Below are 25,686 nucleotides of genomic sequence, written 5' to 3'. Positions count from 1 at the left end.
TGGAGGCCCGAGCCGGAATCGAACCGGCGTGCAAGGATTTGCAGTCCTCTGCGTCACCACTCCGCCATCGGGCCTCGCGGGAGGGCCTTTGGCGGTTCATCCCCCCGCTTGTCAACTCGTCGATTCGACAAATGGTGGCCCTCCCTTGCTTGGCGGACGAGGCCTCACCAAGTAAGGACCTCTTGAAGCGGCACTGTATTAGTGCCATATAACAGTTATTGATTGACGAGGGATCGATGCAGGATTTCGCAGTTGCACGCCGGGCGATGATCGACAGCCAGCTCAGGCCGCAAGGCGTAACCGACCGCGGCGTCCTGGCCGCGATGGCCAGCGTCGAACGCGAACGGTTCGTTCCCGCGGGAAGCCGCGACTTCGCCTATTTCGACCGCCCGCTGAAGATCGGTGCTGACCGGTCGATGATGCCCCCGGCCGCGCTCGGCCGCCTGTTGAGCGAGGCCGCGCCCGTCGCGGGCGAAAAGGCGCTGGTTGTCGGAGCCGGCACTGGTTATTCGGCGGCCTTGCTGTCGGCGATCGGCCTCAATGTGGTTGCGATCGAGACGGATGAATCGCTGGTCGGTGTAGCCAAGGATGCCGGTATCGAGGTCGCGAAGGGCGACTTGGCCAAAGGTCATGCCAAGGCCGCGCCATATGACTTCATCCTTCTGGACGGCGCCGTCGAGCAACTGCCCGACACCCTGCTGGAGCAACTGGTCGAAGGCGGTCGCGTTGCGGCGGCATTGGTCGATCGCGGCGTTAGCCGCCTGGTCGTCGGCCGCAAGGTCCATGGCAGCGTCGGTCTGGCGACTATCGTCGATGCCGACGTCGGACGCTTGCCCGGTTTCGAACGGCCCAAGGCCTTCACCTTCTAATCGTTTCGGAGAATTTGCCCGTGATGCGTCAACCCGCCCGTAGAGCGCTTACCGCCGCGCTGATCGCCGCCCTCGCGGCGGGAACGGCGTCCGCCGACACGCTTCGCGAGGCGCTGGTGTCGACGTACAATGCCAACCCGACGCTGAACGCACAGCGTGAAGCCCTGACCGGCACCGATGCCGGCGTCGCCGTCGCGCGGGCGGCCGGTCGGCCCCAGGTCACCGGGTCGATCGGCGTCAGCCGCGACCTTACCCGCAGCGGATCGCTGGCGCGCATCGGCAGCAAGGGTCCGTACCTCACGGGCGGCGTCGACCTTAGCGTGCCGCTGTTCAACGGGGGCAGCGTTCGCAACGGTATCCAGGCCGCCAAGACCCGCGTCGAAGCCGGCCGGGCCACGCTTCGCGCGGTCGAGGGCGATGTTTTCACCGATGCGGTCGCCGCCTATATGGACGTGATCCGCGACCGGGCGATCGTCGAGCTCAACAACAACCAGATCAAGGTGCTGTCGACCAACCTCGAAGCGACCAAGGACCGGTTCGAAATCGGCGACCTTACCCGCACCGACGTCGCCCAGTCCGAAGCCCGCCTGTCGGTCGGCCGGGCAAACCTTGCCTCGGCGCAGGGTCGCCTGACGGCCAGCGAAGAAAATTACCGGCGCGTGATCGGCAAGGAGCCGGGCACGCTGGCGCCGCCGCCGCCCTTGCCGCCGCTGCCCAAGTCGGCCGACGAGGCCGTCCAGATCGCACTGGCGAACAATCCGGACCTGATCGCGGTGACCCGCCAGGCCGAGGCTGCGCGCTACGACGTCAATGCAACGCGCGCGTCGCGGCTGCCGACCGTGTCGGGCGTCGTGTCGGGCGATTATGTCAACACGCTGAGCGGCGACACGCTTGGCGCGCCGCGCAGCGGTACCGCGACCAGCGTGGGCGTGCAGGCGCGCGTTCCGCTTTACCAGGGTGGCCTGCCTGCAGCGCGCATCCGCCAGTCGCAGGCTCTCGAAGGCCAGGCGCTCGAGCAGCGCGTCGGTACAGAGCGCGCCGTCGTCGCTACGACCCGTTCCGCTTTCGCCGCCTACGAATCGGCCACCAGCGCGATCAAGTCGAACGAGGTGGGCGTGAAGGCCAACGAACTGGCGCTGCAGGGCGCCCGCGCCGAAAACAGCGTCGGCACGCGCACCATCCTCGAAGTGCTCAACGCCGAACAGGAATTACTGAGCTCGCAGGTCGCGCTCGTGACCGCGCGACGAGACCAATATGTCGCCGGCTTCCAGCTGTTGAACGCCATGGGCCAGGCCGAAGCCGACGACCTCGGCCTTGATGGCGGTCCGCTGTACGATCCGCTTGGCAACTACCGCCGCGTCGCCAACAATTGGAACGACTGGGCAGGCGAACGTCAGAGTGCGCCCAAGTCGACCAGCACGGTTCGGCCGGAAGAACAGCCGCAGGTCTTGGTTTCCCAGCCGCGATAGGTAATAGACGGGTCATGGCTGGCCCTCGCGAACCTTCGATGGAAGATATTTTGGCGTCGATCAAACGCGTGATCGCCGAAGAAAAAGAGATTCGCACGTCTGCCGCCGCGGTGCCTGCGGCCGAACAGCAAGTGCCGGTCGAGGAAGATGTGCTCGAGCTGGACGACATGGTCGCCGAGGTGGAAGAGCCGGTCGTCGACTTGGGCCCGCCGCTAATGGAAGAAGAGGTGGCCGACACCAGCCGCCACGCGCTGGAGCAACTCGCCAGTGTCGCGGCGACCGCGCCGCCGCAGCCCCAGGCCAATCCGCTGGAAGAAATGCTGCGCGACATGCTGCGCCCGGTCCTGAAGGAATGGCTGGACCAGAATTTGCCGCGCATCGTCGACGAACATGTGAAGCGCGAAATCCACCGCATCACGGGTCGCCCGGTCTAGGCTTTCCACCAGCCTTCGCGGTTGCTAGCAATCGCGACCATGACGAAGCACCTCCTGCTCGCCGCCAGCGTCGCGGCCGCCGCCTTTGCTCCCTCCATCGCCGTCGCCCGCCCGATGACGGCGACTGACATGCACATGATGCACCGCATGGGGTCGCCCAGCGTATCGCCCGATGGCCGCTACGCCATCTTCACCATTTCGCAGACCGACCTTGCCGCGAACAAGCGCAGCAACCCGACCTACATCCTCGACCTGAAAGCCAAAGCGGCTGCGCCGCAGCCGCTCGCCGGTTTCCCGGCCAAGGGCCACGACGCGGCGTTCGGCGCGGACGGCGCGATCTGGTTCCTCGCGCCGGCTGGCGATCATGACCAGCTTTTCCGCATGCCGCTCGGTGGCGCAGCCGTTCAGGTCTCCGAATTCGGCGCCGACGTGTCAGGCTTCAAGGTCGCCGCCAACGGCAGCCGCGTGATCGTTTGGGCAGACACCAAAGATTGTCCCGACCTAGCCTGCACCGCGACCAGCTTCCCGGCAGCGCAAGGCGGGTCGGCCCGCGAATACGACCAGCTGTTCGTTCGCCACTGGGACACTTGGGCCGAACCGGGCGTAAAGAGCCGGATCTTCAGCTTTCCGCTGGTGAACGGCAAGTTGCAGGGCGTTGGCCAGCGAGTCACGGGCACCCTCGTCGGCGATACGCCGTCAAAGCCGTTCGGCGGCGGCGAGGAGGTCGACATTTCAGCCGACGGTCAGACCGTCTATTTCGCGCTGCGCGAAGCCGGCCGGATCGAATCGACCTCGACCAACCTCGATATTTTTGCGGCGCAGGCCGACGGCTCGGCCCAGCCGACCAACCTGACCGACGACAATGACGGTACTGACAATTTGCCGACCCTGTCGCCCGACGGTCGCAGCCTTGCCTATTTCTCGATGGCGCGCGCCGGCTACGAAGCCGATCGCCAGGTGCTGAAGGTCCGTGACCTCGCAAGCGGAACGACTAGGGCGGTGACGGCCAATTGGGACCGCTCGGTCGGATCGATCGCGTGGAGCAAGGACGGCAAGTCGATCCTCGTCACTGCCGACGACGTGATGGAAGCGCCCGTGTTCCGCGTCGACATTGCGACCGGCAAGGTGACGCGCCTGACCGGCAACGGTCACGCCGGCAACGTCGTCCCAACCGCCGATGGTGGTGCCATCTTCACCCAAAACAGCGTCATGGCGCCCGACGACCTGTATCGGGTCACTGCCAAGGGCAAGGTGACCCAGCTGACCGCGGTCAACCGCGACCTTCTTGCGCAGCTCGACCCGGTGACGTTCGAGAAGTTCAGTTTCGCCGGTGCCAATGGCGACAAGGTATGGGGCTTCAAGCTGAAGCCGCAAGGCGCGAATGGCAAGCTGCCGATCGCCTTCGTCGTCCATGGCGGGCCGCAGGGCAGCTTCGGCAACGGCTGGTCCTACCGCTGGAACCCGCGCCTGATTTCGTCGCCGGGCTATGCGGTGGTCAGCGTCGATTTCCACGGCTCGACCGGCTACGGCCAGGCCTTCACCGACGCGATCCGCAACAATTGGGGCGGCTGGCCGCTGGAAGACCTGCAAAAGGGCCTCGCCTTCGCGACCGCCAACGATGCCAGCCTCGACGCGGAAAATGCCTGCGCATTGGGCGCCAGCTATGGCGGCTATATGATGAACTGGATCGCCGGCAACTGGTCCGACCGCTTCAAGTGCCTGGTCCAGCATGACGGCGTGTTCGACGCCCGCGCCATGGCTTACGAGACCGAAGAACTGTGGTTCGACGAATGGGAGCATGGCGGCAAGACCTATTACGAGGACCCGGCGGCGTTCGAACGCTGGAATCCGGTCAACCACGTCGCCAAGTGGAAGACGCCGATGCTGGTCATCACGGGCGAGAAGGACTTCCGTATCCCCTACACGCAGGGCATCGCCAGCTTCACCGCGCTGCAGCGCAAGGGCATTCCCTCCAAGCTGATCGTGTTCCCGGACGAGAACCACTGGGTGCTCAAGCCGCAGAATTCGATCCGCTGGTACGGCGAGGTCTTCGACTGGATGGGCACCTACCTCGACAAGTGATTGTTTGAGGCATGTTGCAGTGCGGTGCGCCTGACGGTAGGCGCACTTGCATGACCGAGCTTGCCAAGACGTTCGAACCGGGCCCCATCGAAGCCAAATGGTATGACCATTGGGAAGGCGAGGGGCTGTTCCGCCCGGAACGCCCCGACGCCGTGCCCTACACCATCGTCATGCCGCCGCCTAACGTCACTGGCTCGCTCCACATCGGCCATGCGCTCGACAATACGTTGCAGGACATCCTCATCCGTCGCGCGCGGATGGAAGGCAAGGACAGCCTGTGGGTGGTCGGCACCGACCATGCCGGCATCGCGACGCAGATGGTGGTCGAGCGGCAACTGAACGAACGCCAGCAGCAGCGCACCGACTTCAGCCGCGACGACTTCGTCGCCAAGGTGTGGGAGTGGAAGGAAGAGAGCGGCGGCCAGATCACCCGCCAGCTCCGCCGCCTTGGCGCCTCGTGCGACTGGTCGAACGAACGTTTCACCATGGACGAGGGCTTTTCGAAGGCCGTCCTCAAGGTGTTCGTCGAGCTGCACAAGCGCGGGCTGCTCTATCGCGACAAAAGGCTGGTGAACTGGGACCCCAAGTTCCAGACCGCCATTTCCGACCTTGAGGTCGAGACCAAGGACACCGCGGGCAAGTTCTGGACGCTGCGCTACCCCTTCGCGGACGGCAGCGGCTTCATCGAGGTCGCGACGACGCGGCCGGAAACGATGCTGGCCGACATGGCGGTCGCGGTGCATCCGGAGGACGAGCGCTACAAGGCGAAGATCGGCCAGATGCTGAAGCAGCCGATCACCGGCCGCCTCATCCCGATCATCGCCGACGAACATGCCGATCCGGAACTGGGTTCGGGCGCGGTGAAGATCACGCCGGGGCACGACTTCAACGACTTCGAAGTCGGCAAGCGCGCGGGCTTCAAGGCCGCCGAGATGCTCAATATGCTCTCGGCCGACGCCAGGGTTTGCCAGACCGCCGACGGGCTCATTCCCTCCGACCTCCTCGGCATGGACCGCTTCGACGCGCGCAAGGAAGTGGTCGCGCGGCTCGAGGCGGAAGGCGCGCTGGTCAAGGTCGAAGACCGCACCATCGCGACGCCCTACGGCGACCGATCGGGCGTTGTGATCGAACCGTGGCTTACCGACCAATGGTATGTCGATGCCAAGACGCTGGCCGAAAAGCCGCTTGAGGCCGTCCGCTCGGGCGACATCGCGGTGGTGCCGGAGACGTGGAAGAAGACTTGGTACAATTGGCTCGAGAATATCCAGCCGTGGTGCGTGTCGCGCCAGCTGTGGTGGGGCCATCGCATCCCGGCGTGGGCTGGACCGATTATTGAACACGTGGATGGGAGTGGCCAGGTTCTCACGCCCCTAAATGAGTTTCAGTGGTTCGTGGGAGAAACGGAACAAGAAGTCGCTGAAAAGGCACTGGAATTCTACAAAGCCAAGCTTCCTGCCACGGCCATAAGATTCGTGGAATTTGAGAAAGGCGCTATTGGGGTTGATCCGGACGGCGCCGTGCGCTTGGCACGTGACCCGAGCGTCCTCGACACCTGGTTCAGCTCCGCGCTGTGGCCGTTCGGGACGCTCGGCTGGCCCGAGCAGACGCACGACCTCGAGCGTCATTACCCGAACGACGTGCTCATCTCCGGCTTCGACATCCTGTTCTTCTGGGATGCGCGGATGGCGATGCAGGGCTTCGAATTCATGGGCGAAAAGCCGTGGAAGACGCTCTATCTCCACGGCCTTGTCCGTGACGACAAGGGCGCGAAAATGTCCAAGTCGAAGGGCAATGTCGTCGACCCGCTGGGCCTGATCGACAAATATGGCGCCGACGCGCTGCGCTTCACGCTGGCGGCGATGGAAAGCCAGGGCCGCGACATCAAGCTCGATGAAAAGCGGGTAGAGGGCTATCGCAATTTCGCGACCAAGCTGTGGAATGCCGCGCGCTTCCTGCAGGGCAATGGCGTGGGAGCCTCGACGAGCATTGCCGCTCCGGAAGCCAAGCTGCCGGTCAACCGCTGGATCATTGGCGAGGTGGTCGAAACGCTGGCGAAGCTCAACAAGGCCTTCGACGAGCTGCGCTTCGACGGCATGGCGGATGCCATCTACCACTTTACCTGGGGCACCTTCTGCGACTGGTATGTCGAGCTGGTGAAGGGCGCGTGGGACGAGGAAACCAAGCAGGTCGCGGCCTGGGCGTTCGACCAGATCCTGGTCATGCTCCACCCCTTCATGCCCTTCGTCACCGAAGAGCTGTGGCACGCGATGGGCGAGCGACCCTATGACCTGATCGTCGCGAAATGGCCGGCGCCGGAAGCGTCGGTCGATGCAATGGCGAAGGCGGAAATCGGCGGGCTGGTTGAGGTGATCGAAGCGGTTCGAGCGGTCCGATCGGAACTGAATATCCCGTGGACCGCGACCCTTATCCCTTACGTTCTGGGCGACGCGGCACTGGCGGACCGTCTGTCTGCCAACCAGGCGACACTTGCGCGCATGGCCAAGGTTGGCGCGCCGCAGCTGGTGGACAGCGCCCCGCCAAGCTCGGCGCAGATCCTGGCTGGCGGATCGGCGGTTGCCTTCCCGCTGGAAGGGGCCATCGATTTGGACGCCGAACGCTCGCGCCTTGCCAAGGCCGTCGAAGCAGCGGTGAAGGAGCGGGACAGCCTCGCCGCGCGACTGGGCAATCCGAATTTCACGGCACGGGCCAAGCCCGAGGCCGTGGAGAAGGCCCGTGCGGACCATGACGCCCGTTCGGCGGAGGCGGAGCGGCTCTCCGCTGCCTTGGCTCGGCTCAGCTGACCTTGTTGCGAACGTTTCGCATTTTTTAGTTGTTAATGCGAAACGGTCGCGATAAGTGGCAGCCATGCAAAAGTTCACTGTCCTTGCGGCGCTGGGGGCGTTCGCCATCTCGCCATCTGCAACTGCCGCGCCTGGCGTCGGCGAAAAAGTATATCCCGCCACCGTCGAGAAGGGAGTCAGCGAAGTCGAGGCGCGTTACGGCCGCCTGACCGGCGGGCCCGATAAGGGCGAGGACGGACTGGTGCTGGAATTTGCGCACGGCTTTACCGACCATGTCTATGGCGCCGTGCTGGCGGAATTCGAGCGTGAGCCTGGCGGCTCACGGAAGCTTGAAGCTATTGCACTTGAAAGCGTCGTCAACGTCGCTCGGATCGAACCGCTCGGCCTCGATGTCGGGCTGTACGGCGAATATGAAGCGGTGCGCGATGGAAACGACAAGGTCGAAACCAAGCTGCTGCTGCAGCATAAGCGCGGCCCGTTCGACGGTCGCCTCAACCTCATCGCCGAAAAGTCGTTGGGCGGGGGAGAGCCGGTCGAATTCGGCTACGCCCTATCAGCCGATTGGGAAGCGTTCGATGAGATCCGCCTCGGTGGCGCAGCGTTCGGCGACTTCGGCTCGGCCCGAAGCTTCCGCCTCGGCGGCGAACATTTCGCCGGTCCGATCGTCAAGGCGGAAATCGAGCATTTCGGACCCGGCGAGCTGGAAATCGAAACCGGCTACCTCTTCGCCCTCGGCGATGCCCGAGACGATGCGAACGGGCAGCTGCGGCTCAACCTGGAATATGAGTTCCGCTTCTAGGCTTTGCTAGCAGGTGGAGGCGGGGACCGCTGTCCTATCGGGCGGCAGCGACTGTCTTGGGCCCGACGCCCCGCCGCGCCAGCCAGCGCATGACCAGATCCGGCCAATCTTTCAGTGCGACATCGCGCTTGCGCAGCGCGAACGCATGCCCGCCCTTGGCAAACAAATGGACCTCTGCCGGAACGCCGGCCTTGGCGAGGGCATCGGCGTAGACGGTAGCGTTGCAGACCTCGTCGACCGGATCGTCCCACGCCTGCGCCAGGAACGTCGGGGTCGTCGCCCTCGTCACTTGGATGCCGGGATCGAGCTTCCCGCCCGGCCGACACAGATGGCCGGAATACATCGCTACCGCGACGTACGGCCTGCTGCTCAAGCGATCGATGGCATCCATTGGTGCATAGGCAGGGGTCATGATGTTGCTGAGCTGGACAGCAAGGTAACCGCCGGCCGAAAACCCCATCACCCCGATCTTGTCCGCGTCGATGCCGAGCTCGCGGGCCTTGGCGCGGGCAACGCGCACAGCGCGCTGGGCATCTTGCAGCGCACGCGGTCGGTCCGGTTCCACGCCGCAATCGCAGGCCTCTTCATAATGATGGCCGGTCTTGGGCACACGGTATTTGACCAGCAGGCAGGTGTAGCCACGCGCGGTGAGCCAACTGCAGATTTCGGTACCCTGAAGCGTAAGCACCACAGCCTTGAACCCGCCGCCCGGAAAGACCAGCATTCCGATCCCGTTGCTTTTACCCTGCGGCGGGTAGACCGACATGGTCGGGATAGTGACGTCGAACGCGGCGACGGATTTACCACCGGTAAGCGCCTCAGGCGTGGCGGCGACCAGCACTGATTCCTTCGGCAAAGGACCTGCGGGCGTGTCGGGTGGCTGGCCCGGCCACAAGGGCATTGTGCGGATCCCCGGCGCCGGCACCCATGGTCCGGGCAACCTCTTCGTTTCTTGGGCGACGCCTTGTTGGGTGAGGGCCGCCGTAAGAAAAAGGAAGGCAACACTGCGCATCGGCACTCCTGACCCGGAGCCGCGATGGAAGCGCGCCAGGCCGATGAGGTCAATCCCTTGGCGCGGCGACCTCGATCGCGCCGCGGGCAACTTCGACCGTGACGGGCGTCTTCGCCGCGATTTCGCCGTCGATGCTGATCTTCTGGCGCGGCCTCGCTTCGAGCAGCAGCTTGCGGCCTCGCCATTCGGTCGTCGTGCGCTCTCGTCCGCTAAGCTTGAACAGAGTCGCGAACCAGCTCCATGCCAGGCCGAGCAGGCTCTTGCCGGTCACGGCCTGGATGACGATGTCGCCGCTGTCGATGCGCTGGTCCTCGACCAGTTCGACGCCGCCATGATAGCGGCCGTTCGCGATCCGCGCTTCGGTCGCCCATACCTTGTGCACGGCACCGTCCTCGGTCGTCACGCGCAGTCGGAACGGGCGGAACTTGAAGGCGCAACGCACTGCCCAGATCAGATAGCCGACCATGCCGAGATAGCGTTTCAGCTTGTGCGGGACGGTGTCGGCGATCATCGGCGACAGCCCGAGAGCCGCGGCATTGGCGAAATAGTCGCCGTCGATCACGCCGAGGTCGATGCGCTTGCGCCGACCGTTGGCAATGACGTCGATGGCAGCATCAAGGTCGGTGCCGATCGTCAGCGTCCTGGCGAAGCTGTTGGCGGTGCCGAGCGGGAGTACCGCGAACACCGTGTCCTTGCCCACAAAGAAATCGACGTTGGTCGACAGCGATCCGTCGCCGCCGCCCACGATCACCATCGGCGCCTTGGCGATCGCGTCCTTGATCGTGCCGTCCATCTTCTCGGGCTCGGTCACCGCGTGCGCCTCGAGCAGGTCCACGCCAGCCGCGACGAGCTTGTCGCGTGCATCTTCGAATACGTCGGCTCCCCGTCGGCTCATGGCGTTGACCACGAGGATGGCCTGTTTCGGCAATGCATTGTCCATGGCGGCCTTAACCCGTCAGCATCGCTTTCTTTCCATCCCCGATGTCGGCTAGGTAAGCGGCATGAGCTACGCCCCTTATCCCGCCATGCGCATGCGCCGCGGCCGCGCGACCTCCTGGATGCGCGAGATGTTGCAGGAACATCGCCTGCATCCTTCCGACCTCATCTGGCCGCTGTTCATTTGCGACGGCAGCGGGGACGAGCAACCGATCGGGTCATTGCCCGGCGTGTCGCGATGGAGCGTCGATCGGTTGGCCGACAAGGCGCGCGAAGCACGCGACCTTGGCATTCCCGTGATCGCGCTTTTCCCCAACACGCCAAGCGATCGGCGCAGCGTCACGGCGGAAGAGGCGGTCAATGTAGACAACCTCATCTGCCGCGCCATCCGCGCGATCAAGGATGCGGTGCCCGACGTCGGTATCCTGACCGACGTCGCGCTCGACCCCTACACCGCGCACGGCCATGACGGGCTGACCGATGATGCCGGTTACGTTCTTAATGACGAGACCGTCGACGTGCTGGTCCGGCAGGCACTGGTGCAGGCCGAAGCGGGGGCGGACATCGTTGCGCCGTCGGACATGATGGACGGGCGGGTCGGGGCGATCCGCGACGTGCTGGAACGTGAAGGGCATCGCAATGTCGCGATCATGGCCTATGCGGCGAAATATGCGTCGGCTTTCTATGGCCCGTTCCGCGACGCAGTGGGCTCGCGCGGGCTGCTAAAGGGCGACAAGCGCGGTTACCAGATGAACCCGGCCAACATCGAAGAGGCGCTGCGTGAGGTCGAGATGGACCTCGCCGAAGGTGCCGACATGGTGATGGTGAAGCCAGGCTTGCCCTACCTCGACGTCGTGTCGAGGGTGAAGGAGGCTTTTGGCGTACCGACCTTCGCGTACCAGGTGAGCGGCGAATATGCGATGATCGAAGCCGCAGCAGCGGCCGGCGCGGGCGATCGCGACGCGCTGGTCCTCGAAACGCTGCTGGGCTTCAAGCGGGCCGGGGCATCGGGCGTCCTCACCTATCACGCGCCGCTTGCTGCCAAACTGATCGCAGGGTGACGTCGACCGGTGCCAGGGAGGCGCCGGCGCGCACCATCGGAATTGTCGGGATCATCCTGATTGCCGCCAACGGCATGATCGGGACCGGGATTTTCGCGCTTCCCGGCACATTGCAGGCGGCGGTTGGCAGCTTCGCACCGTTGCTGCTTCTGTTTGCCGGTCTCGGCATGGCCTGCATCGCCCTGTCGTTCGGCGATTGCGCGCGGCACTTCGACCGATCCGGCGGGCCGCTGCTTTATGTCGGCCATGCCTTCGGACCGTTGACGGGTTTCGTGGTGGGTTGGCTGGCCTATGTCGCGCGGATCGCGTCGATCGCCGCCAACGCAACGGTACTGGCAACGACGCTTACACTGTTCTTCCCGTGGGCCGGTGAGCCGCTAGGACGCAGCGTCCTGATCATCCTGCTGTTTGCTACGCTGATCATGCTCAACATCATCGGGGTAAGGCGCGCGCTGGCCGCAATCGGCGCGATTACCGTGCTGAAAGTGCTGCCGCTGCTGGTCGTGTCGTTCTGGGCCTTGGCGGCGTTCGGCACTGGGCCCGCGCCGACCTTGCCGCATTTGTCAGCGGTGGAGGGCGTTGCCCTCGTCGCCATCTACGCTTTCACGGCATTCGAGACGGCAACGGTTCCGGCTTCCGAAGCGCGCGATCCAAGGCGCATCATCCCTATTGCCCTGGTCGGCACCGTCCTTGTGATTACCGCGCTCTATGCGCTGGTGCAGTGGGCCTACGACGCGGCACAGCTGCCGCCGAGCGAGACCCCGCTGGTCGACCTCGCTACGCTGGTTGGCGGGCCGGTGTTGGCGGGCGTAATGGCGGCGACCATCATCCTCTCGATCTTCGGCAACCAGGCGTCGGCAATCCTCGCCAACAGCCGCCTGACCGTGGGCATGGCGGACGAGCGGATGATCCCGCCGATATTCGCGACACTGTCCCCACGCTTCGGGACTCCGCTCTGGTCGATCCTGCTCTACGGCCTGTCTGCAATGGCGCTGGCGCTGAGCGGGACATTTGTTTTCCTGGCGGTCGTGAGCGCATTGGCCCGCTTGTTCGCCTACCTTGGTTGCATTGCCGCCGCGCCAAGGCTCGACCGCCTGTTCGGCACCAGGCGGGGCTGGCTCCGTCGGGTCGTCCTGCCGGTTATCGGGGCATTGCTATGCCTTTGGGCGATGACCCAAACGACCACGAAGGAATGGCAATTGGTGGGATTGCTGGCATTGGCAGGCGCCGGCCTCTATTTCTTGGCGCGACGGGAGCGGGTATGAGTGTTGCGACGGAAACGGATCGACTTTTGCTGCGCGACTGGCGCGAGAGCGACAAGCAGGCCTTCTACGACATCATGAATACCCCGCCGGTCATGAAGCACCTCGGCGGCGTTCAGGATTGGGAGGGGTGGTCTGCGGCCTATGATCGCATTGCCGGCTTCACCCGCGATTTCGGCCACACTTTCTGGATCGTCGAAGACAAGGCAACGGGCGAGATCCTTGGTTTCTGCGGCCTGAAGCGGGTCAACGCGCCGGGATCGGGAGATCTGTTGGGCACGCCGGAAATTGGCTGGCGGCTGCGGGAAAGCGCATGGGGCAGGGGGATCGCCAAGGAGGCGGCGATCGCCAGCCTCGATCTGGCGTTCGGGCGGTTCGGCTATCCTGAAGTAATCGCGATGACCATTCCCGCCAACACCGATAGCCAGGGGCTGATGATCCGGTTGGGCATGGTCCGTCGCGAAGATCTGGATTTCACCGACACTCGGTTCGGACCCGAGCTGAATCCGGCGATCGTCTGGTCGATCGATGCCAAACGCTGGCCTGCCGCGAGGGCCGCTGCACTCGCCTAGCGGGTAAGCTGGTTGCGCAGGCGATCGATGGTCGCCAGTTGCGGATCCGCAATTGCCGCGATCGTCTCCTGCGCCGAGCGGACGGCGCTCTGATCGGCGGGTGTCAGCCATTTGGTCGTCTGAAGTCGCGTTGCGGCCAGCGCGTCGACGTCCGCCGCTGCTCGCGCCGTAACGCCTTGCTGCTCGACCAGTCGGGACAGGCTCTGTTGCGCCGCGACCCAGCTTTCGCTGGCCATCGGACCGGCTGCCGCAGCCAACCGCTCGGCCTCGCCAGCGCGGCGGTCGAATTCGTCGACGCCGCCACGGGCGGCCTGAATCGCCGCCGCGAGCTGCGCCGCCAGCGCCGCATCGACCGTTCCTGCCGGAATTTCGCCCGGTACGGGCACGCGGGGGTCGATGCTCTCGGCCGGACGACGGGCCAGGCTCGGCTCCGGACCGGATGTCGCTGCGCAGGCCGAAAGCAGGGTCAGGAGGGCGATCGATGACGTGCGGATCATGGCCCCGGGTCTAGGATGCTGCCCGCAACCGCGCAATGGGCGTAAAAAGGCGCGTTTTGGGGTTGCCACGCTTCGCTCCCCCGCCTAATGGACCCCCCGGCACGCGCCCGTAGCTCAGCTGGATAGAGCATCAGACTACGAATCTGAGGGTCGGACGTTCGAATCGTTCCGGGCGCGCCATTTTCCCAAATCGGTAAAATATCCTGGTTCCGGAGCTCAACCCGAGCAGTTTCGTCCGCGCCTGCAAAATGCAAAGCGGCCCGAGATTTCTCCCGGGCCGCTCGCGTCCCTGATAGTCAGGGAGGGGTTGGTTAGCCGCGTTCCGGTTCCGGCGGCGGCGGCGGTGGCGGTGGCGGCGGCGGCGGCGGCGGACAGGCGTCGCTCGCCAGGATCACCGAACCGTCCGGGCAGGTCTGCGTCGGCGGCGGCGGCGGGGCCGGCGGCAGCGACGGCGGCGGCGGTGGCGGCGGCGGCGGCGTGTAGAAGTTGTAGATCAAGCTGGCGAGCAGCGAGTGCGACTTGAAGCGGCCTTCAAGCTTGTTGCCGCTGTCGCTCTCCGTAGCCTTGCTCGGCACGAAATAGCGATACTTCAGCCCGATATCGATGTTCGGCGACACCGCATAGCGCGCGCCGGCGATCAGCTGCCAGGCAACGCCGCCGTCCTTGAACGAGGCCGATCCCTCGCCCGTGTTGAAGCGGTATTTGCCCCACGCGAACCCGGCACCCGGGCCGGCATAGAAGCTGAACCCATCGTCCTTGCCGACGTCGAGCAGCAGGTTGGTCATGATCGACACATAACGGGTGCTGCCATCGCCATCGGCGGAGATGGTCTGCAGGCCTTCATTGTTGACGGTCAGCGAATATTCGTTGTGCGTGGCCCGCTTGTAGCCGAATTCGAGTTCGGCGCGGACCATGCCCCCGTCATAGCCGAACAGGGCATCGACGTCGTAGCCCATGTTGTGGTCGATGACGAAGAAGTTGTTGATCGACGTGCCCTGTGCCGGGTCGTAGTCGAACTTGCTGTCCTTCGGCCACATCAGGCCGCCTTCGATGCCCAGATACAGGCTCTTGTCGCGAGCCGCTGCCGGCGTCGCGAGCATGGTCGCACCCAACAGCGCAATGGCGATGCGTTTCATGATTTACCCCCTTAAATCTGACCCGAAAAATCGGGCCTCAAGCGATGGGCAGGGCGGGAATCGCAACACGACACGCAAGCGTCGGCGATCGTCGGCCTTACCCGGACGGCAGGTAATTAACACGAATTTAACAACTGGGCTAGCGACTATCTCGCTCGGGGGCCGATCAGCGGGGCAGGCGTCAAGCGGTGGCTACGATCGCCCCGCATTCATTGGCACGGCGCGCAAAATCCAATGCCAGCTTGCTATGCCATTCGCGGGCCTGCGGCGTGACCGAACGCAGCGCGGCCGTGCGCTCCTCGGCTGCTCGGCGCAGGTAAAAACGCTGGTTGGACTCCATCCCCGCATCTCCCGGTCACTTCTACTCGGCCCGGCAACTCTGCGCGGAAAAGGTAAAGTGATGGTTAATATCCACAGCGGGTTGCCCGTCCCCCCGCGGGACACAGCGTGGCACGGCCGTGACATCGGAATCGAATCCGTTTATCGTCGAAACCTAACGACTCGTCGCACGTTTATCCGGGAAAGGAGGCACGGCGATGCTGAGGTCGATGAACGGATACGATCCCGCGAAGCGCGGATACCACGCCGTTTACCGGGAGAATGAGGTCAATCACTGCCCTGGTTGCGGAAGGACGCACTGGTATGTCGGGCGCATGCTCGCCGAATGCGGCTTCTGCGCGACGGCCCTGCCGCTTGCCGAAAGCTTTCGGCAGCCGGCCGAAGCCATCATCTTGCGGCGGTCCAGCCCGTCTCATCCAGCCGCTTTCGCCGCATAGGCGAAAAGGGCGCGCGTCCGACGAGCGGGGCGGGCGCGCGCCATCTTCATTTTTCGACGATGTTTCCATATGTTGCGGCAATGACAAAAACTCTGTGGGTTCCGCTCTTCCTCGGCATCGCATCGCTGTCGGCGCCGGCATTCGCCGGAGCAGGCAATTTCGTGCTGGTCAACAAGACGGGCGCGGCGATCAGTTCCGTTTCGGTTCGCAGGGCCGGCACGAGCAGCTGGAGGCCGCTTGGCAACGGGGCTTCCAACGGCGGGCGTACCACCATTACTTTCCAAGACCCCGATTGCGCCTTCGACATCCAGGCAAAACTGGGTGACGGACAAACCGTTACCTACAGCGGCGTCAATCTGTGTGACGTTTCAACCGTAACGCTGAACCGCTCTGCCAACGGGAACCAGTGGGTCGACTACGACTGATCGGGCGCGGTCGCTGGTGACGGCGGACCGGGCCGTTTAGTCGCTGCGGCTGCGGTTTGACCTTTTCGCCACGCACGCTGTCGAGCAATTTGGCGCCGGCGATGAAGGGCACGCCGAGGCAGGCAGCAAACAGGATGTAACCGTTATAGCCGGGAAGCTGCTGCATATAGTGGAGCCCCCGCTCCACTGATCCCACGGCGATGGCATAGGTCACCGCGAACGCCTCGAAACGCGTCTTGATGACAAACAGTCTGCCAATTTTCCGCAACATCGCCATTGGTTAAGCAAACGCCGTGCCAGTGGCGGAGTTCCGCGATTTTTCTGTTTCCAGAGATGGTTAACTGTAAATTAACTCGACGTTAATTCATTCAGATTTAACGCGTCGATAACGGCCAAGCGGGCCTTGCGGATGGTGGCGACCAGCGTCTCGCTCTGCAGTTCCCGGCCATCGATTTCCTCCGGCCAATGCGCACCGACAACCGCCGCCAGACGATCGAGCTTGGCGTCGTCGACGAGGAAGCGCGGGTCGACGTCGGCCGGGTCGCACTGGACGCGAAGGCGCAGGCAGGCGGGGCCGCCGCCGTTTGCCATCGACTGGCGCACGTCGACGAACTCCACCCGTCGGATCGCGCCGTTTGAGGCGAGGTGCCGATCGATCCAGGCTTTGACGCTTGGCGTTTCCGCGCATTCGGTCGGGCAGACCAGTGCCATCTCGCCGCCCGGCAAGGTCAGCAGCTGCGAATTGAACAGATAGCTCTTGATCGCGTCCGCCAGCGACACCTCGGCGTCCGGCACTTCGACCAGCTCGAAACCGGGCACGCGCGCATCGAGTGCGGCCAGCAGCGGCGCCTTATCTTCAAACGCTTTTTCATGAGCGAACAGCACGGGACCGTTGGCGACGGCGACGACATCGTTGTGAAAGGCGCCGGCTGCGATCGCTTCTTCGCTCTGCGCGGCGAAGATGGCGCGGTCGCCGAGCTGGTGGAGGCGGGCAATGGCTTTGGACGCTTCGACATGCTGGCGGGCGGGGAAGGGGCCGCCGCTGACGCCGTAGACGAAGACTTCGACGCCCGCTTCGCCGTGCGACGGCGCAAGGCGCATGTGGTTCGCCGCGCCTTCGTCCCCGAACGCCGGCGGCACCGGACCGTGCACGGCGAAGGCCGACGAGGCGAAGGCAAGCCGAAGCTGTGCCAGCGTCGCGACCCATTCGTGGCTGCGATGGGGCATCGTGCGCAGGTTGGCGACGGTGAGGTGGCACTTGCCGTCGGCGGTGTCGGGGGCGGGACTGACGGTCGCGGCATTGGCGGCCCACATCGACGACGCGCTCATTGCGTTGGCGGCGATGGCGGGATCGGCTTCCATAATGGTCGTGCCAACCTCTGCCAGCCAGGCGTCGGCCGGGCGGGGCTGCGGCAGGAACAGGCCCTGGGTCAGGCCGAGATGCAAATTGGCCCGCATCTTTTCGAGGCCCTGCAGCGCGGCCGCCCGCGGCTGCGAAATATGACCCGCATTCTTCGCCGAGGCGAGGTTGCCCAGGCTGAGGCCCGCATAGTTGTGACTAGGGCCGATCAGGCCGTCGAAGTTGATTTCGACAATGCTCATCGCGACACCACCAGCACCCGGTCGCCAGCACCTAGGTCGAGCGTGCGCATGGCTTGATCGTCGAGCAAAAGTTCGCCGTTGGACGATGTCTGGACCTGGGCGTAGCAGACCCGGAAGTCATGATAAGTGCCGGTCGCGAGCATCATGGTCTGTCCTCCGCTCGACGTGCCGCCAACGAGCTTCCATTCCGATTCCTGCACCGTCTTGATACGGTCGGTGTTGCACGTGACGGTCGGGCCGCCGTCGAAGATGTCGACATAGCTGTCCCAGACGAAATTCTCATTTTCCAGCATCTTCAGCGCTGCGCGACCGGTGGGGTGCGGCTGGCCGATGACATTCTGCGCGCTTTCCGGGAGCATCGAGATGTAGATCGGCGTCTTGGGGAAAAGGTCGGCGATGAACTGCGTGCCGTGGACGGCATTGAATTCGTCCGCTTCCGGGAAGGTCATGCCGAAGAAGCGCCCGCCGATGGCGTCCCAGAAGGGCGAATGGCCGGCCTGGTCCATCACGCCGCGCAGTTCGGCCAGCACGGTATCGCCGAAGCGCGGGCGGTGCTGTTTGATGAACAGATAGCGCGAACGGGCCAGAAGCATCCCGAGGCCGCCGGCACGCTCATGGGGGTGGAGGAACAGTCCGCCGACCTCGCTCGACCCTTCAAGGTCAGTGGTGAGGTTGAGCGTCTGGTTGCGAAAGATGCGACCGCCCAGTTCCTCGCTTTTCTGTGTCAGCGTGGAAATCAGGTAGCTGTAGAACGGCCGGTCAGTGCCGACCGCGCCGAACACCTGGCAGGTGCCGCGGATCTGCTTCGTCTCCACATTTTCGAGCATGAAGACGTAAAGGTCGTCGCCGGGGTTGTCGCCCTCACGGCTGAAACCCGCTTCGGAGCGGTGAAGCTTGGCTTCCAGCGTGTCCTTGTCGGCCGGCAGGTTGGTGAAGCCGCCGCCGGTCAGCTTGGCCATTTCATAGAGAGCGCCGACGTCCTTGGGCGTGGCAGCACGAATGCGAAAGGTCACGCGCGTTCTCCCGCAAGACGCAGGATGGTCAGCGCGGACAGGGCGGCACGTTCGCCCAGGCTTTCGACAATCAGATATTCCTCCATCGAATGGATGCTGCCGCCGCGTACGCCCATCGTGTCGATGACCGGCACGCCGCAGGCGGCGATATTGTTTCCGTCGCAAACCCCGCCGGTCGATTTCCAGCCGATCGATTGGCCGAGATCCTCGCCGGCCTTTTTCACCACGCCGAACAGATGCTCGATGGCGGGAGTCATCGGCTTGGGCGGGCGTGCGAAATGGCCGTGGACGTGGATATGGACGTCGTGGGCGGCACTGACCGCTGCGACGCTGTCACGGATCAGCGCTTCGGCGCGCGCCTGGTCTTCCAGCGTGGTGGGGCGCATGTTGACGCGCAGCACCGCCATGTCGGGGACCACATTGTTAGGACTGCCGCCGTCGATCTTGGCGGGGTTCACCGACAGGCCGCCGTCCATCGCCGCTTTCAAACGCAGCGCCAGGTCGGCGGCGGCGATGACGGCATTGCGCCCGTCCTGCGGGTTGCGCCCGGCATGGGCGGAGCGGCCGTGGACGGTGAAGCTGAAATTGCCGCTGCCCGGACGCGCACCGGCCAAGGTTCCATCGGGCAGCGCCGAGGGTTCGTAGGTCAGCGCCGCGCGCTTGCCGCGGGCCGCCTCGGCGATCAGCGCCGCCGAGCCGAGCGAGCCGACCTCCTCGTCGCTGTTGATGACGACGTCATAGCCGATCTGGCTGGCGACAGGGCTGGCCTCGATCGATTTCAAAGCCGCCAGCATGACCGCGATCCCGCCCTTCATGTCGGCGACGCCGGGGCCATTGAGCACCGCGCCGGGCTCCAACCAGGTCAGGTCCTGGAAAGCGTGATCGACGGGAAAGACCGTATCCATATGCCCCGTGAACAGTAGCTGCAGCGGAGCGTCGGGGCGGACGGTCAGGCGCAGGTTGCGACCGTGCGGGACTTCAAAACTCTTGCCCGCCGCGTCGATGGCGTCGACCGGCGTGGGGTCGGGGAAGCTGAGGGTACCGGGCAGCGCGGCAAAGGCGTCGGCCAGCTCGCCTTCCATCGCGGCGAGGCCGGCGAGGTTGCGCGAGCCGCTGTTGATCAGCGCCCACAGCTGGGTCAGGCGCAGCATGTCGTCCTGCTGCGCGATCGCCTGTTCGACGCAGGCGCGCTCAAGATTGCTCAGCCCCTCCATTATGCGCCGCTCCTAGCGCGGCTCGGCGACTAAAGCCAGTCGGCGAAACCGTCGACGATGGCGCGGTACATGTCGCGTTTGAATGGAACGATGAGGTCGGGAAGGCGGTGCGATTCGACCCACCTCCATTCTGAAAATTCGGGGTGTTCGGTTGCGATGTCGACGTCGGCGTCGCTGCCGAGGAAGCGGGCGAGATACCAGTCCTGCAACTGTCCCTTCCATCGGCCCTTCCACAGCTTGGCCGCAATCTCGTCCGGAATGTCGTAGCGCAGTTGCTGCGGCAGTTCGGCCACCAGCTCGACCAAGTGCGAGCCGATGCCGGTTTCTTCTTCCAATTCGCGCAGCGCGCCATCCCACGGCTCCTCGCCATCGTCGAGCCCGCCCTGCGGCATCTGCCACGCATCCGCGCGATTATCGAGGCGCTGGCCGACCCAGACATGGCGATGCTCGTTGATCAGCATCACGCCGACCCCGCGGCGGTAGAGATGGTCGATGGTCATTCGTCCTCGTTATCGCGGCTTTGCGGCGTGTGCCAGTCGCCTGGTGCAGCGCGGCCGTCCCAATATCGCATGGCCAGCCCCGCCGCGGTGCCAATCGCGATTGCTGCCGTTAGATCGACCGCAACAGTCAGGACCGCAGTGCCGAACAATAGGGCTAACCTGGATTTCGGAAGCGCTATCCGCTCGGCCCAACGGTGCGGTTCGCTCATGTTCCACGCTGTTACCATGAGCAATGCCGCCAAGGCCGGAAGCGCCAGATTGTTGGCAAGGGGGGCCGCAACCAGAAGTACGATGAGGATCAACAGAGCGTGTATTACGCCCGCCATGGGCGTACGTCCCCCAGCCTGCACATTGGTCGCGGTTCGCGCGATTGCCCCAGTCGCGGGAAGCCCGCCGAAAAGCGGAGAAACGACATTGGCGGCACCTTGCGCGATCAATTCCGCATTCGAGCGGTGGGACGATCCGATCATCCTGTCCGCGACGATGGCGGATAGCAGGGACTCGATTCCGGCCAGCAGTGCGATTGTCAGCGCCGAGGGCAGCAACGCGATCATCGTATGCAGCCGCAGATCGGGCAGTTGCAGTGGCGGAACCCCGTTTTCGATCGCGCCATAGCGTGCAGCGACCGTAGAAATTCCCGGTAGCATCCACAGTGCTGCGATGCTTGCCATCGCAATGACCAGAAGCGGGGCCGGGAATCTGGGCATCCATTTGCGAAACAGAAGCAGCGCCGCAATGGACGCCAGTCCCAGTGTGATCGCCGCCGGATCGGCGCTTGAGCGTGCCGCCCACAGCCCCTGGATTTTAGGGATGAAGTCAGCGTCCAAAGGACCGGTCTGCAGCCCCGCAAGGTCCCTGATCTGGGAGATCCCAATGACCACCGCGATGCCCAACGTGAAGCCTTCAATTACCGCATCTGGAATGAAGCGGATGAGCCGCCCGGCGCGAAGAAAGCCCGCGAGCAGGAGTAGAGCACCAGCCATCATCGTGGCAGTTGCCAGCCCCGCCAGCCCATGGCGATGGATGACGGCATAGACGACGACAATGAAGGCACCCGTCGGACCTCCGATCTGAACCCGGCTTCCGCCAAGTAAGGAGATTAGAAAGCCGGCCACCGCTGCAGTCACCAAGCCAGCAACGGGCGGCGCGCCCGATCCGATCGCAATCGCGATACTGAGCGGCAGGGCGACCAATGCCACGGTCACGCCGGCGACCGCGTCGGATGCAAATTGCCGGCGATCGTAACCGACCAGGGTCGATAGGATTTTTGGCTTCACGATGGTTGGGATATGGCTGCGCCTTGTGCATGTCCACATCGCCGGTCGCTGCACTAAGCTTTGCTCAAATCCGCCTCGCCTTGGTCACAATATGCGTGTAGGCGGCCGCCCATGCTGAGCATCAACGGTATCACGGTGCGCCTTGGCGGGCGCACGATCCTCGAACGCGCGAGCGCGACGATCACCCCTGGCAGCAAGGTCGGGCTGATCGGGCGTAACGGCGCGGGCAAGTCGACGCTGATGAAGGTCATCATCGGCCAGCTCGAAGCCGACGAGGGCGAGATCGAGATGCCGAAGAAGACGCGGCTGGGCTATATCGCGCAGGAAGCGCCGTCGGGCACCGCGACGCCGTTCGAAACCGTGCTGGCCGCCGACGAGGAACGCGCCGCGCTGATGGCCGAGGCGGAATGCGCCAACACCGACCCCGAACGGCTCGGCGATGTTTACGAGCGGCTGCTGGCGATCGACGCCTACACCGCCGATGCGCGCGCCTCGCAGATCCTGCTCGGTCTCGGCTTCGACGAGGAGATGCAGGGCCGTCCGCTCGACAGCTATTCGGGCGGATGGAAGATGCGCGTGGCGCTGGCCGCGCTGCTGTTCTCCGCGCCCGACGTGCTGCTGCTCGACGAACCGTCGAACCACCTCGACCTTGAAGCGACGCTGTGGCTGGAGAATTTCCTCAAGGACTATCGCGGGACGATGATCGTCATCAGCCACGAGCGCGACCTTCTCAACAATGTCGTCGACACCATCCTGCACGTTGAGCGCGGCGGGGTGGTCGCCTATGCCGGCAATTACGACCAGTTCGAACGGCAACGCGCCGAACGCGCGGCCCAGCTGGCCGCCGCCAAGGCCTCGCAGGACGCGCAGCGAGCGCGGCTGCAGGATTATATCGCCCGCAACTCGGCCCGTGCCTCGACCGCCAAGCAGGCCCAGAGCCGCGCAAAGATGCTGGCCAAGATGCAGCCGATCGCGGCGATGGCCGAAGATCCCAGCCTGGCGTTCGATTTCCCGTCGCCTTCGGAGCTGCGCCCGCCGTTGATCACCCTCGACATGGCCGCGGTGGGTTACACCGAGGCCAAGCCGATCCTGACCCGCCTCAACCTGCGCATCGATCCCGACGACCGGGTCGCGCTGCTGGGCCGCAACGGCAACGGCAAGACCACGCTGGCGCGCCTGCTCGCCGCGCAGCTGCCGACGATGGACGGCGCGATACACGCATCAGGCAAGATGAAGGTCGGTTACTTCACCCAGTATCAGGTCGAGGAATTGTCGGGCGACGACACGCCGCTGGAGCATATGAGCCGCGCGATGGAGGGCAAGACGCCCGCCGCGGTCCGCGCCCAGCTCGGCCGCTTCGGCTTCTCCGGCGACAAGGCGACGACCAAGGTAGCCAAGCTGTCGGGCGGCGAGCGGGCGCGGCTGGCGCTTGCGCTGATCACGCGCGACGCGCCGCACCTCATCATCCTCGACGAGCCGACCAACCACCTCGACGTCGACGCGCGTGAGGCGTTGGTCCAGGCGCTGAACGGCTACGACGGCGCGGTCATCTTGATCAGCCACGACCGCCACATGGTCGAACTGACCGCCGACCGGTTGGTGCTGGTCGATGACGGCAAGGCGGTCGACTATGACGGCAGCATCGACGATTACATCGACTTCGTTCTGGGGCGGAACCAGCCCAAGGCCGACGCCAAGACCAAGGGCCATAAGGCCAGCCGCAACGACAATGGCGAAAGTGCCAAGGCGCTGAAGAAGCAGGTCGCCGATGCGGAAAGCCGGACCCAGCGACTGGCCGCGAAACTGGCGGCGATCGACCTTGCCATGGCCGAGCCTGCCAAGGCGGCAAAGGAGTGGGCGAAGCTGACGATGGGCGAATTGTCGAAGCGGCGCGGCGAGGTGGCGAAAGAGCTTGAGGTGGCCGAGGCAGACTGGCTCGACGTCAGCGAACAGCTCGAGACGCTGGCCGCCTGAGGCCGTCGCGAGGCGATATAGCATCTTCCAACGCTCCCCTCACGGTCGTAAGGGCAGGGGTGAAACCCTGACTCATTCGACCGAAGGACGCCCATGACCCAGTCGGCAACCCATCTGCTGACCCCCGAAGAAGCCCACGCCCATCCGCCGCGCGAGGCGATGGTGGTGCGGTTCGCAGGCGACAGCGGCGACGGCATGCAACTGACCGGCGGCCAGTTCACCTTGTCGACCGCGCTGGCGGGCAACGACCTGGCGACCTTCCCCGACTTCCCGGCCGAAATCCGCGCGCCGCAAGGCACGACCTTCGGCGTGTCGGCTTTCCAGATCAATTTCGGCTCGACCGCGATCGAAACCGCCGGCGATGCGCCCGACGTGCTTGTGGCGATGAATCCGGCGGCGCTGAAGGTCAACGTCAAGGCGCTCCGCGACGGCGGCCTGATCATCGCCGACGAAGGCGAATTCACTCAGCGCAACCTTGCCAAGGCGGGGTATGAAGCCAATCCGCTGGAAGACGGCAGCCTCGGTCGCTGGCAGCTGATCAAGTTCAACATCAGCCAGCTGACGGTCGAAGCAGTCAAGGAATATGGCCTCGGCAACAAGGAAGCGCTGCGCTGCAAGAATATGTGGACGCTGGGCCTGGCGCTGTGGATGTTCGATCGCAAGCGCGCGCCGGTCATCAATTGGCTCAAGGCCAAGTTCGCCAAGAAGCCCGAGCTGGCCGAAGCCAATATCGCCGCGCTCAACGCCGGCCACGCCTATGGCGAAACGATCGAGATCGGCGGCCAGATCCGTCAGATGCACATGGATGCCGCACCCGCGGAGCCCGGCCTTTACCGGACGGTGACCGGCGCGGAATCACTGTCGGTGGGGCTGGTTGCGGGTGCGCAGCTGGCGGGCTTGAAGATGTTCTTCGGCGGTTACCCGATCACGCCCGCCTCGGCGATCCTCCACCATCTCTCGCGCCTCAAGGAATATGGCATCACCACGTTCCAGGCGGAGGACGAGATTGCGGCGATCTGCTCGGCCATCGGCGCCAGCTACGCAGGGCAGTTGGGCGTCACCAGCTCGTCTGGCCCGGGTATTGCGCTGAAGGGCGAGGCGATGGGCCTTGCGGTGATGACCGAAATGCCGCTGGTCATCGTCAATTCGCAGCGCGGCGGGCCGTCGACCGGCCTTCCGACCAAGACCGAACAGTCCGACCTTTACCAGGCAGTCTACGGCCGCAACGGCGATGCGCCGATCCCGGTCATCGCTGCGCGCTCGCCCGCCGACGCCTTCGATTGCGCGATCGAGGCGTGCCGCATCGCGATTCGCTACATGACTCCCGTGATGCTTCTGACCGACGGCTATATCGCCAATGCGGCCGAGCCGTGGAAGGTGCCGGATATGGGCGACTATAAGGCGTTTCCGGTCGAATTCGCGGCCGAAGGTAGCGGCGTTCGGCCGTTCGATCGCAACGGCGACCTGGCCCGCCCGTGGATCAAGCCGGGCACGCCGGGTCTCGAGCACCGGATTGGCGGTATCGAAAAGCAGCCGGGCACCGGCAACATCGACTATTCGCCCGAAGCCCATGCCGAAATGACCCGCCTGCGCGCGGCCAAGGTGGCAGGCATTGCTGAAAGCATCCCCGACCAGGACGTTTCCATCGGCAACGGCAGCGGCAAGCTTGCCGTGGTGGGATGGGGATCGACCTTCGGCCCGATCCACCAGGCGGTGCGCCGGGCGCGCGCCGCGGGCAAGGACGTCGCCCACATTCACATCCGCCACATCGCGCCCTTCCCGAAGAACCTCGGCGAACTGCTGCGCGGCTATGAGCGCATCCTCGTTCCGGAAATGAACACCGGCCAGCTGAAAACGCTGCTCCGCGACCAATTCCTGGTCGACGCCAAACCACTCAACAAGGTCAGCGGCCAGCCCTTCCGCATCGCCGAGATCGATGCGGCGATCGACGAGGCTTTGGCATGAGCGAGCCGGA

At 64.7% G+C, this 25,686-nt stretch carries 22 protein-coding genes and 2 tRNA genes; 13 read left to right on the top strand and 11 right to left on the bottom strand.

Annotated elements, in window-relative coordinates; genetic code table 11:
• Positions 1-74, bottom strand: a tRNA-Cys gene (locus G570_RS10540).
• A 144-nt stretch (positions 75-218) separates the two neighbouring features.
• Between G570_RS10540 and G570_RS10535 the strand changes: the two genes are divergently transcribed.
• From G570_RS10535 to G570_RS10510, 6 genes are all read left to right on the top strand, one after another.
• Positions 219-869 carry a protein-L-isoaspartate O-methyltransferase family protein gene (locus G570_RS10535; protein ID WP_051504294.1) on the top strand — a complete coding sequence of 217 codons (651 nt, stop codon included), beginning with the start codon at positions 219-221 and terminating at the stop codon, positions 867-869.
• Between the two features lie 23 nt (positions 870-892).
• The gene (locus tag G570_RS10530) at positions 893-2,338 is read left to right on the top strand and encodes a TolC family outer membrane protein (protein WP_051504292.1); all 1,446 of its coding nucleotides are present in this window, start codon (positions 893-895) and stop codon (positions 2,336-2,338) included.
• 38 nt (positions 2,339-2,376) lie between these two features.
• Positions 2,377-2,772: a PopZ family protein gene (locus G570_RS10525; protein WP_051504291.1), complete on the top strand. Its 396-nt coding sequence runs from the start codon at positions 2,377-2,379 to the stop codon at positions 2,770-2,772.
• A 39-nt stretch (positions 2,773-2,811) separates the two neighbouring features.
• Entirely contained in the window at positions 2,812-4,854 is a 2,043-nt protein-coding gene (locus G570_RS10520) for a S9 family peptidase (RefSeq protein WP_037502094.1), read from the top strand.
• Positions 4,855-4,904: 50 nt separating this feature from the next.
• Positions 4,905-7,655, top strand: coding sequence for a valine--tRNA ligase (locus G570_RS10515; RefSeq protein WP_037502091.1), 2,751 nt, complete (start codon positions 4,905-4,907; stop codon positions 7,653-7,655).
• A gap of 64 nt (positions 7,656-7,719) precedes the next feature.
• Complete coding sequence (locus G570_RS10510; protein WP_156930426.1) at positions 7,720-8,454, top strand: hypothetical protein; 735 nt, start codon at positions 7,720-7,722, stop codon at positions 8,452-8,454.
• 34 nt (positions 8,455-8,488) lie between these two features.
• Here G570_RS10510 and G570_RS10505 read toward each other — a convergent pair whose 3' ends face one another.
• The gene (locus G570_RS10505; RefSeq protein WP_218915883.1) at positions 8,489-9,310 is read right to left on the bottom strand and encodes an alpha/beta hydrolase; all 822 of its coding nucleotides are present in this window, start codon (positions 9,308-9,310) and stop codon (positions 8,489-8,491) included.
• Between the two features lie 205 nt (positions 9,311-9,515).
• A complete protein-coding gene (locus G570_RS10500; RefSeq protein WP_037502085.1) occupies positions 9,516-10,406 on the bottom strand; it encodes a diacylglycerol/lipid kinase family protein in 891 nt (296 codons plus the stop codon).
• Positions 10,407-10,467: 61 nt separating this feature from the next.
• Here G570_RS10500 and hemB point away from each other — a divergent pair, with 61 nt between their 5' ends.
• From hemB to G570_RS10485, 3 genes are read left to right on the top strand one after another with little or no spacing between them, the layout of a single operon-like run.
• Positions 10,468-11,463 (top strand): porphobilinogen synthase, encoded by a 996-nt coding sequence (gene hemB, locus G570_RS10495; RefSeq protein ID WP_037502082.1) that lies wholly within the window; start codon positions 10,468-10,470, stop codon positions 11,461-11,463.
• The gene (locus tag G570_RS10490) at positions 11,460-12,728 is read left to right on the top strand and encodes an APC family permease (RefSeq protein ID WP_051504289.1); all 1,269 of its coding nucleotides are present in this window, start codon (positions 11,460-11,462) and stop codon (positions 12,726-12,728) included. The genes hemB and G570_RS10490 overlap by 4 nt, the downstream gene beginning before the upstream one ends.
• Entirely contained in the window at positions 12,725-13,297 is a 573-nt protein-coding gene (locus G570_RS10485; protein ID WP_037502080.1) for a GNAT family N-acetyltransferase, read from the top strand. Before G570_RS10490 ends, G570_RS10485 begins: the two co-directional genes overlap by 4 nt.
• On the opposite strand, the gene G570_RS10480 is transcribed toward G570_RS10485, so the two are convergent.
• Positions 13,294-13,794, bottom strand: a complete 501-nt coding sequence (locus tag G570_RS10480) for a hypothetical protein (protein ID WP_051504288.1) — start codon at positions 13,792-13,794, stop codon at positions 13,294-13,296. The genes G570_RS10485 and G570_RS10480 overlap by 4 nt on opposite strands.
• A gap of 103 nt (positions 13,795-13,897) precedes the next feature.
• Between G570_RS10480 and G570_RS10475 the strand changes: the two genes are divergently transcribed.
• Positions 13,898-13,974: transfer RNA gene (locus G570_RS10475), tRNA-Arg, on the top strand.
• A 131-nt stretch (positions 13,975-14,105) separates the two neighbouring features.
• Here the strand turns inward: G570_RS10475 and G570_RS10470 are convergent.
• Together G570_RS10470 and G570_RS13775 are read right to left on the bottom strand one after the other, a co-directional pair.
• Positions 14,106-14,930 (bottom strand): outer membrane protein, encoded by an 825-nt coding sequence (locus tag G570_RS10470; protein ID WP_051504286.1) that lies wholly within the window; start codon positions 14,928-14,930, stop codon positions 14,106-14,108.
• 181 nt (positions 14,931-15,111) lie between these two features.
• Positions 15,112-15,270 (bottom strand): hypothetical protein, encoded by a 159-nt coding sequence (locus G570_RS13775; RefSeq protein WP_156930425.1) that lies wholly within the window; start codon positions 15,268-15,270, stop codon positions 15,112-15,114.
• Between the two features lie 324 nt (positions 15,271-15,594).
• Here G570_RS13775 and G570_RS13770 point away from each other — a divergent pair, with 324 nt between their 5' ends.
• A complete protein-coding gene (locus G570_RS13770) occupies positions 15,595-16,131 on the top strand; it encodes a hypothetical protein (RefSeq protein WP_037502078.1) in 537 nt (178 codons plus the stop codon).
• Positions 16,132-16,479: 348 nt separating this feature from the next.
• On the opposite strand, the gene G570_RS10460 is transcribed toward G570_RS13770, so the two are convergent.
• The 5 genes from G570_RS10460 to G570_RS10440 are packed head-to-tail and all read right to left on the bottom strand — an operon-like array spanning position 16,480 to position 21,737.
• Entirely contained in the window at positions 16,480-17,733 is a 1,254-nt protein-coding gene (locus G570_RS10460; protein ID WP_037502076.1) for an N-succinylarginine dihydrolase, read from the bottom strand.
• On the bottom strand, positions 17,730-18,746 hold the full coding sequence (locus tag G570_RS10455) for an arginine N-succinyltransferase (RefSeq protein WP_037502074.1): 1,017 nt from the start codon (positions 18,744-18,746) through the stop codon (positions 17,730-17,732). Before G570_RS10455 ends, G570_RS10460 begins: the two co-directional genes overlap by 4 nt.
• A complete protein-coding gene (locus G570_RS10450) occupies positions 18,743-19,960 on the bottom strand; it encodes a hydrolase (protein ID WP_037502070.1) in 1,218 nt (405 codons plus the stop codon). Before G570_RS10450 ends, G570_RS10455 begins: the two co-directional genes overlap by 4 nt.
• A 29-nt stretch (positions 19,961-19,989) precedes the next feature.
• The gene (locus G570_RS10445) at positions 19,990-20,460 is read right to left on the bottom strand and encodes an RNA pyrophosphohydrolase (protein WP_037502067.1); all 471 of its coding nucleotides are present in this window, start codon (positions 20,458-20,460) and stop codon (positions 19,990-19,992) included.
• Positions 20,457-21,737, bottom strand: coding sequence for a SulP family inorganic anion transporter (locus G570_RS10440; protein WP_037504096.1), 1,281 nt, complete (start codon positions 21,735-21,737; stop codon positions 20,457-20,459). The genes G570_RS10445 and G570_RS10440 overlap by 4 nt, the downstream gene beginning before the upstream one ends.
• 111 nt (positions 21,738-21,848) lie before the next feature.
• On the opposite strand from G570_RS10440, the gene G570_RS10435 reads away from it, so the two are divergent.
• A complete protein-coding gene (locus G570_RS10435) occupies positions 21,849-23,711 on the top strand; it encodes an ABC-F family ATP-binding cassette domain-containing protein (RefSeq protein ID WP_037502064.1) in 1,863 nt (620 codons plus the stop codon).
• A 93-nt stretch (positions 23,712-23,804) separates the two neighbouring features.
• Positions 23,805-25,676, top strand: coding sequence for a 2-oxoacid:acceptor oxidoreductase subunit alpha (locus tag G570_RS10430; RefSeq protein ID WP_037502061.1), 1,872 nt, complete (start codon positions 23,805-23,807; stop codon positions 25,674-25,676).
• The last annotated feature ends 10 nt before the right edge of the window (positions 25,677-25,686 follow it).

The organism is Sphingomonas jaspsi DSM 18422, assembly GCF_000585415.1.
Lineage (GTDB): Bacteria > Pseudomonadota > Alphaproteobacteria > Sphingomonadales > Sphingomonadaceae > Sphingomicrobium > Sphingomicrobium jaspsi.
This window is presented reverse-complemented; position numbering and strand designations above follow the sequence as displayed.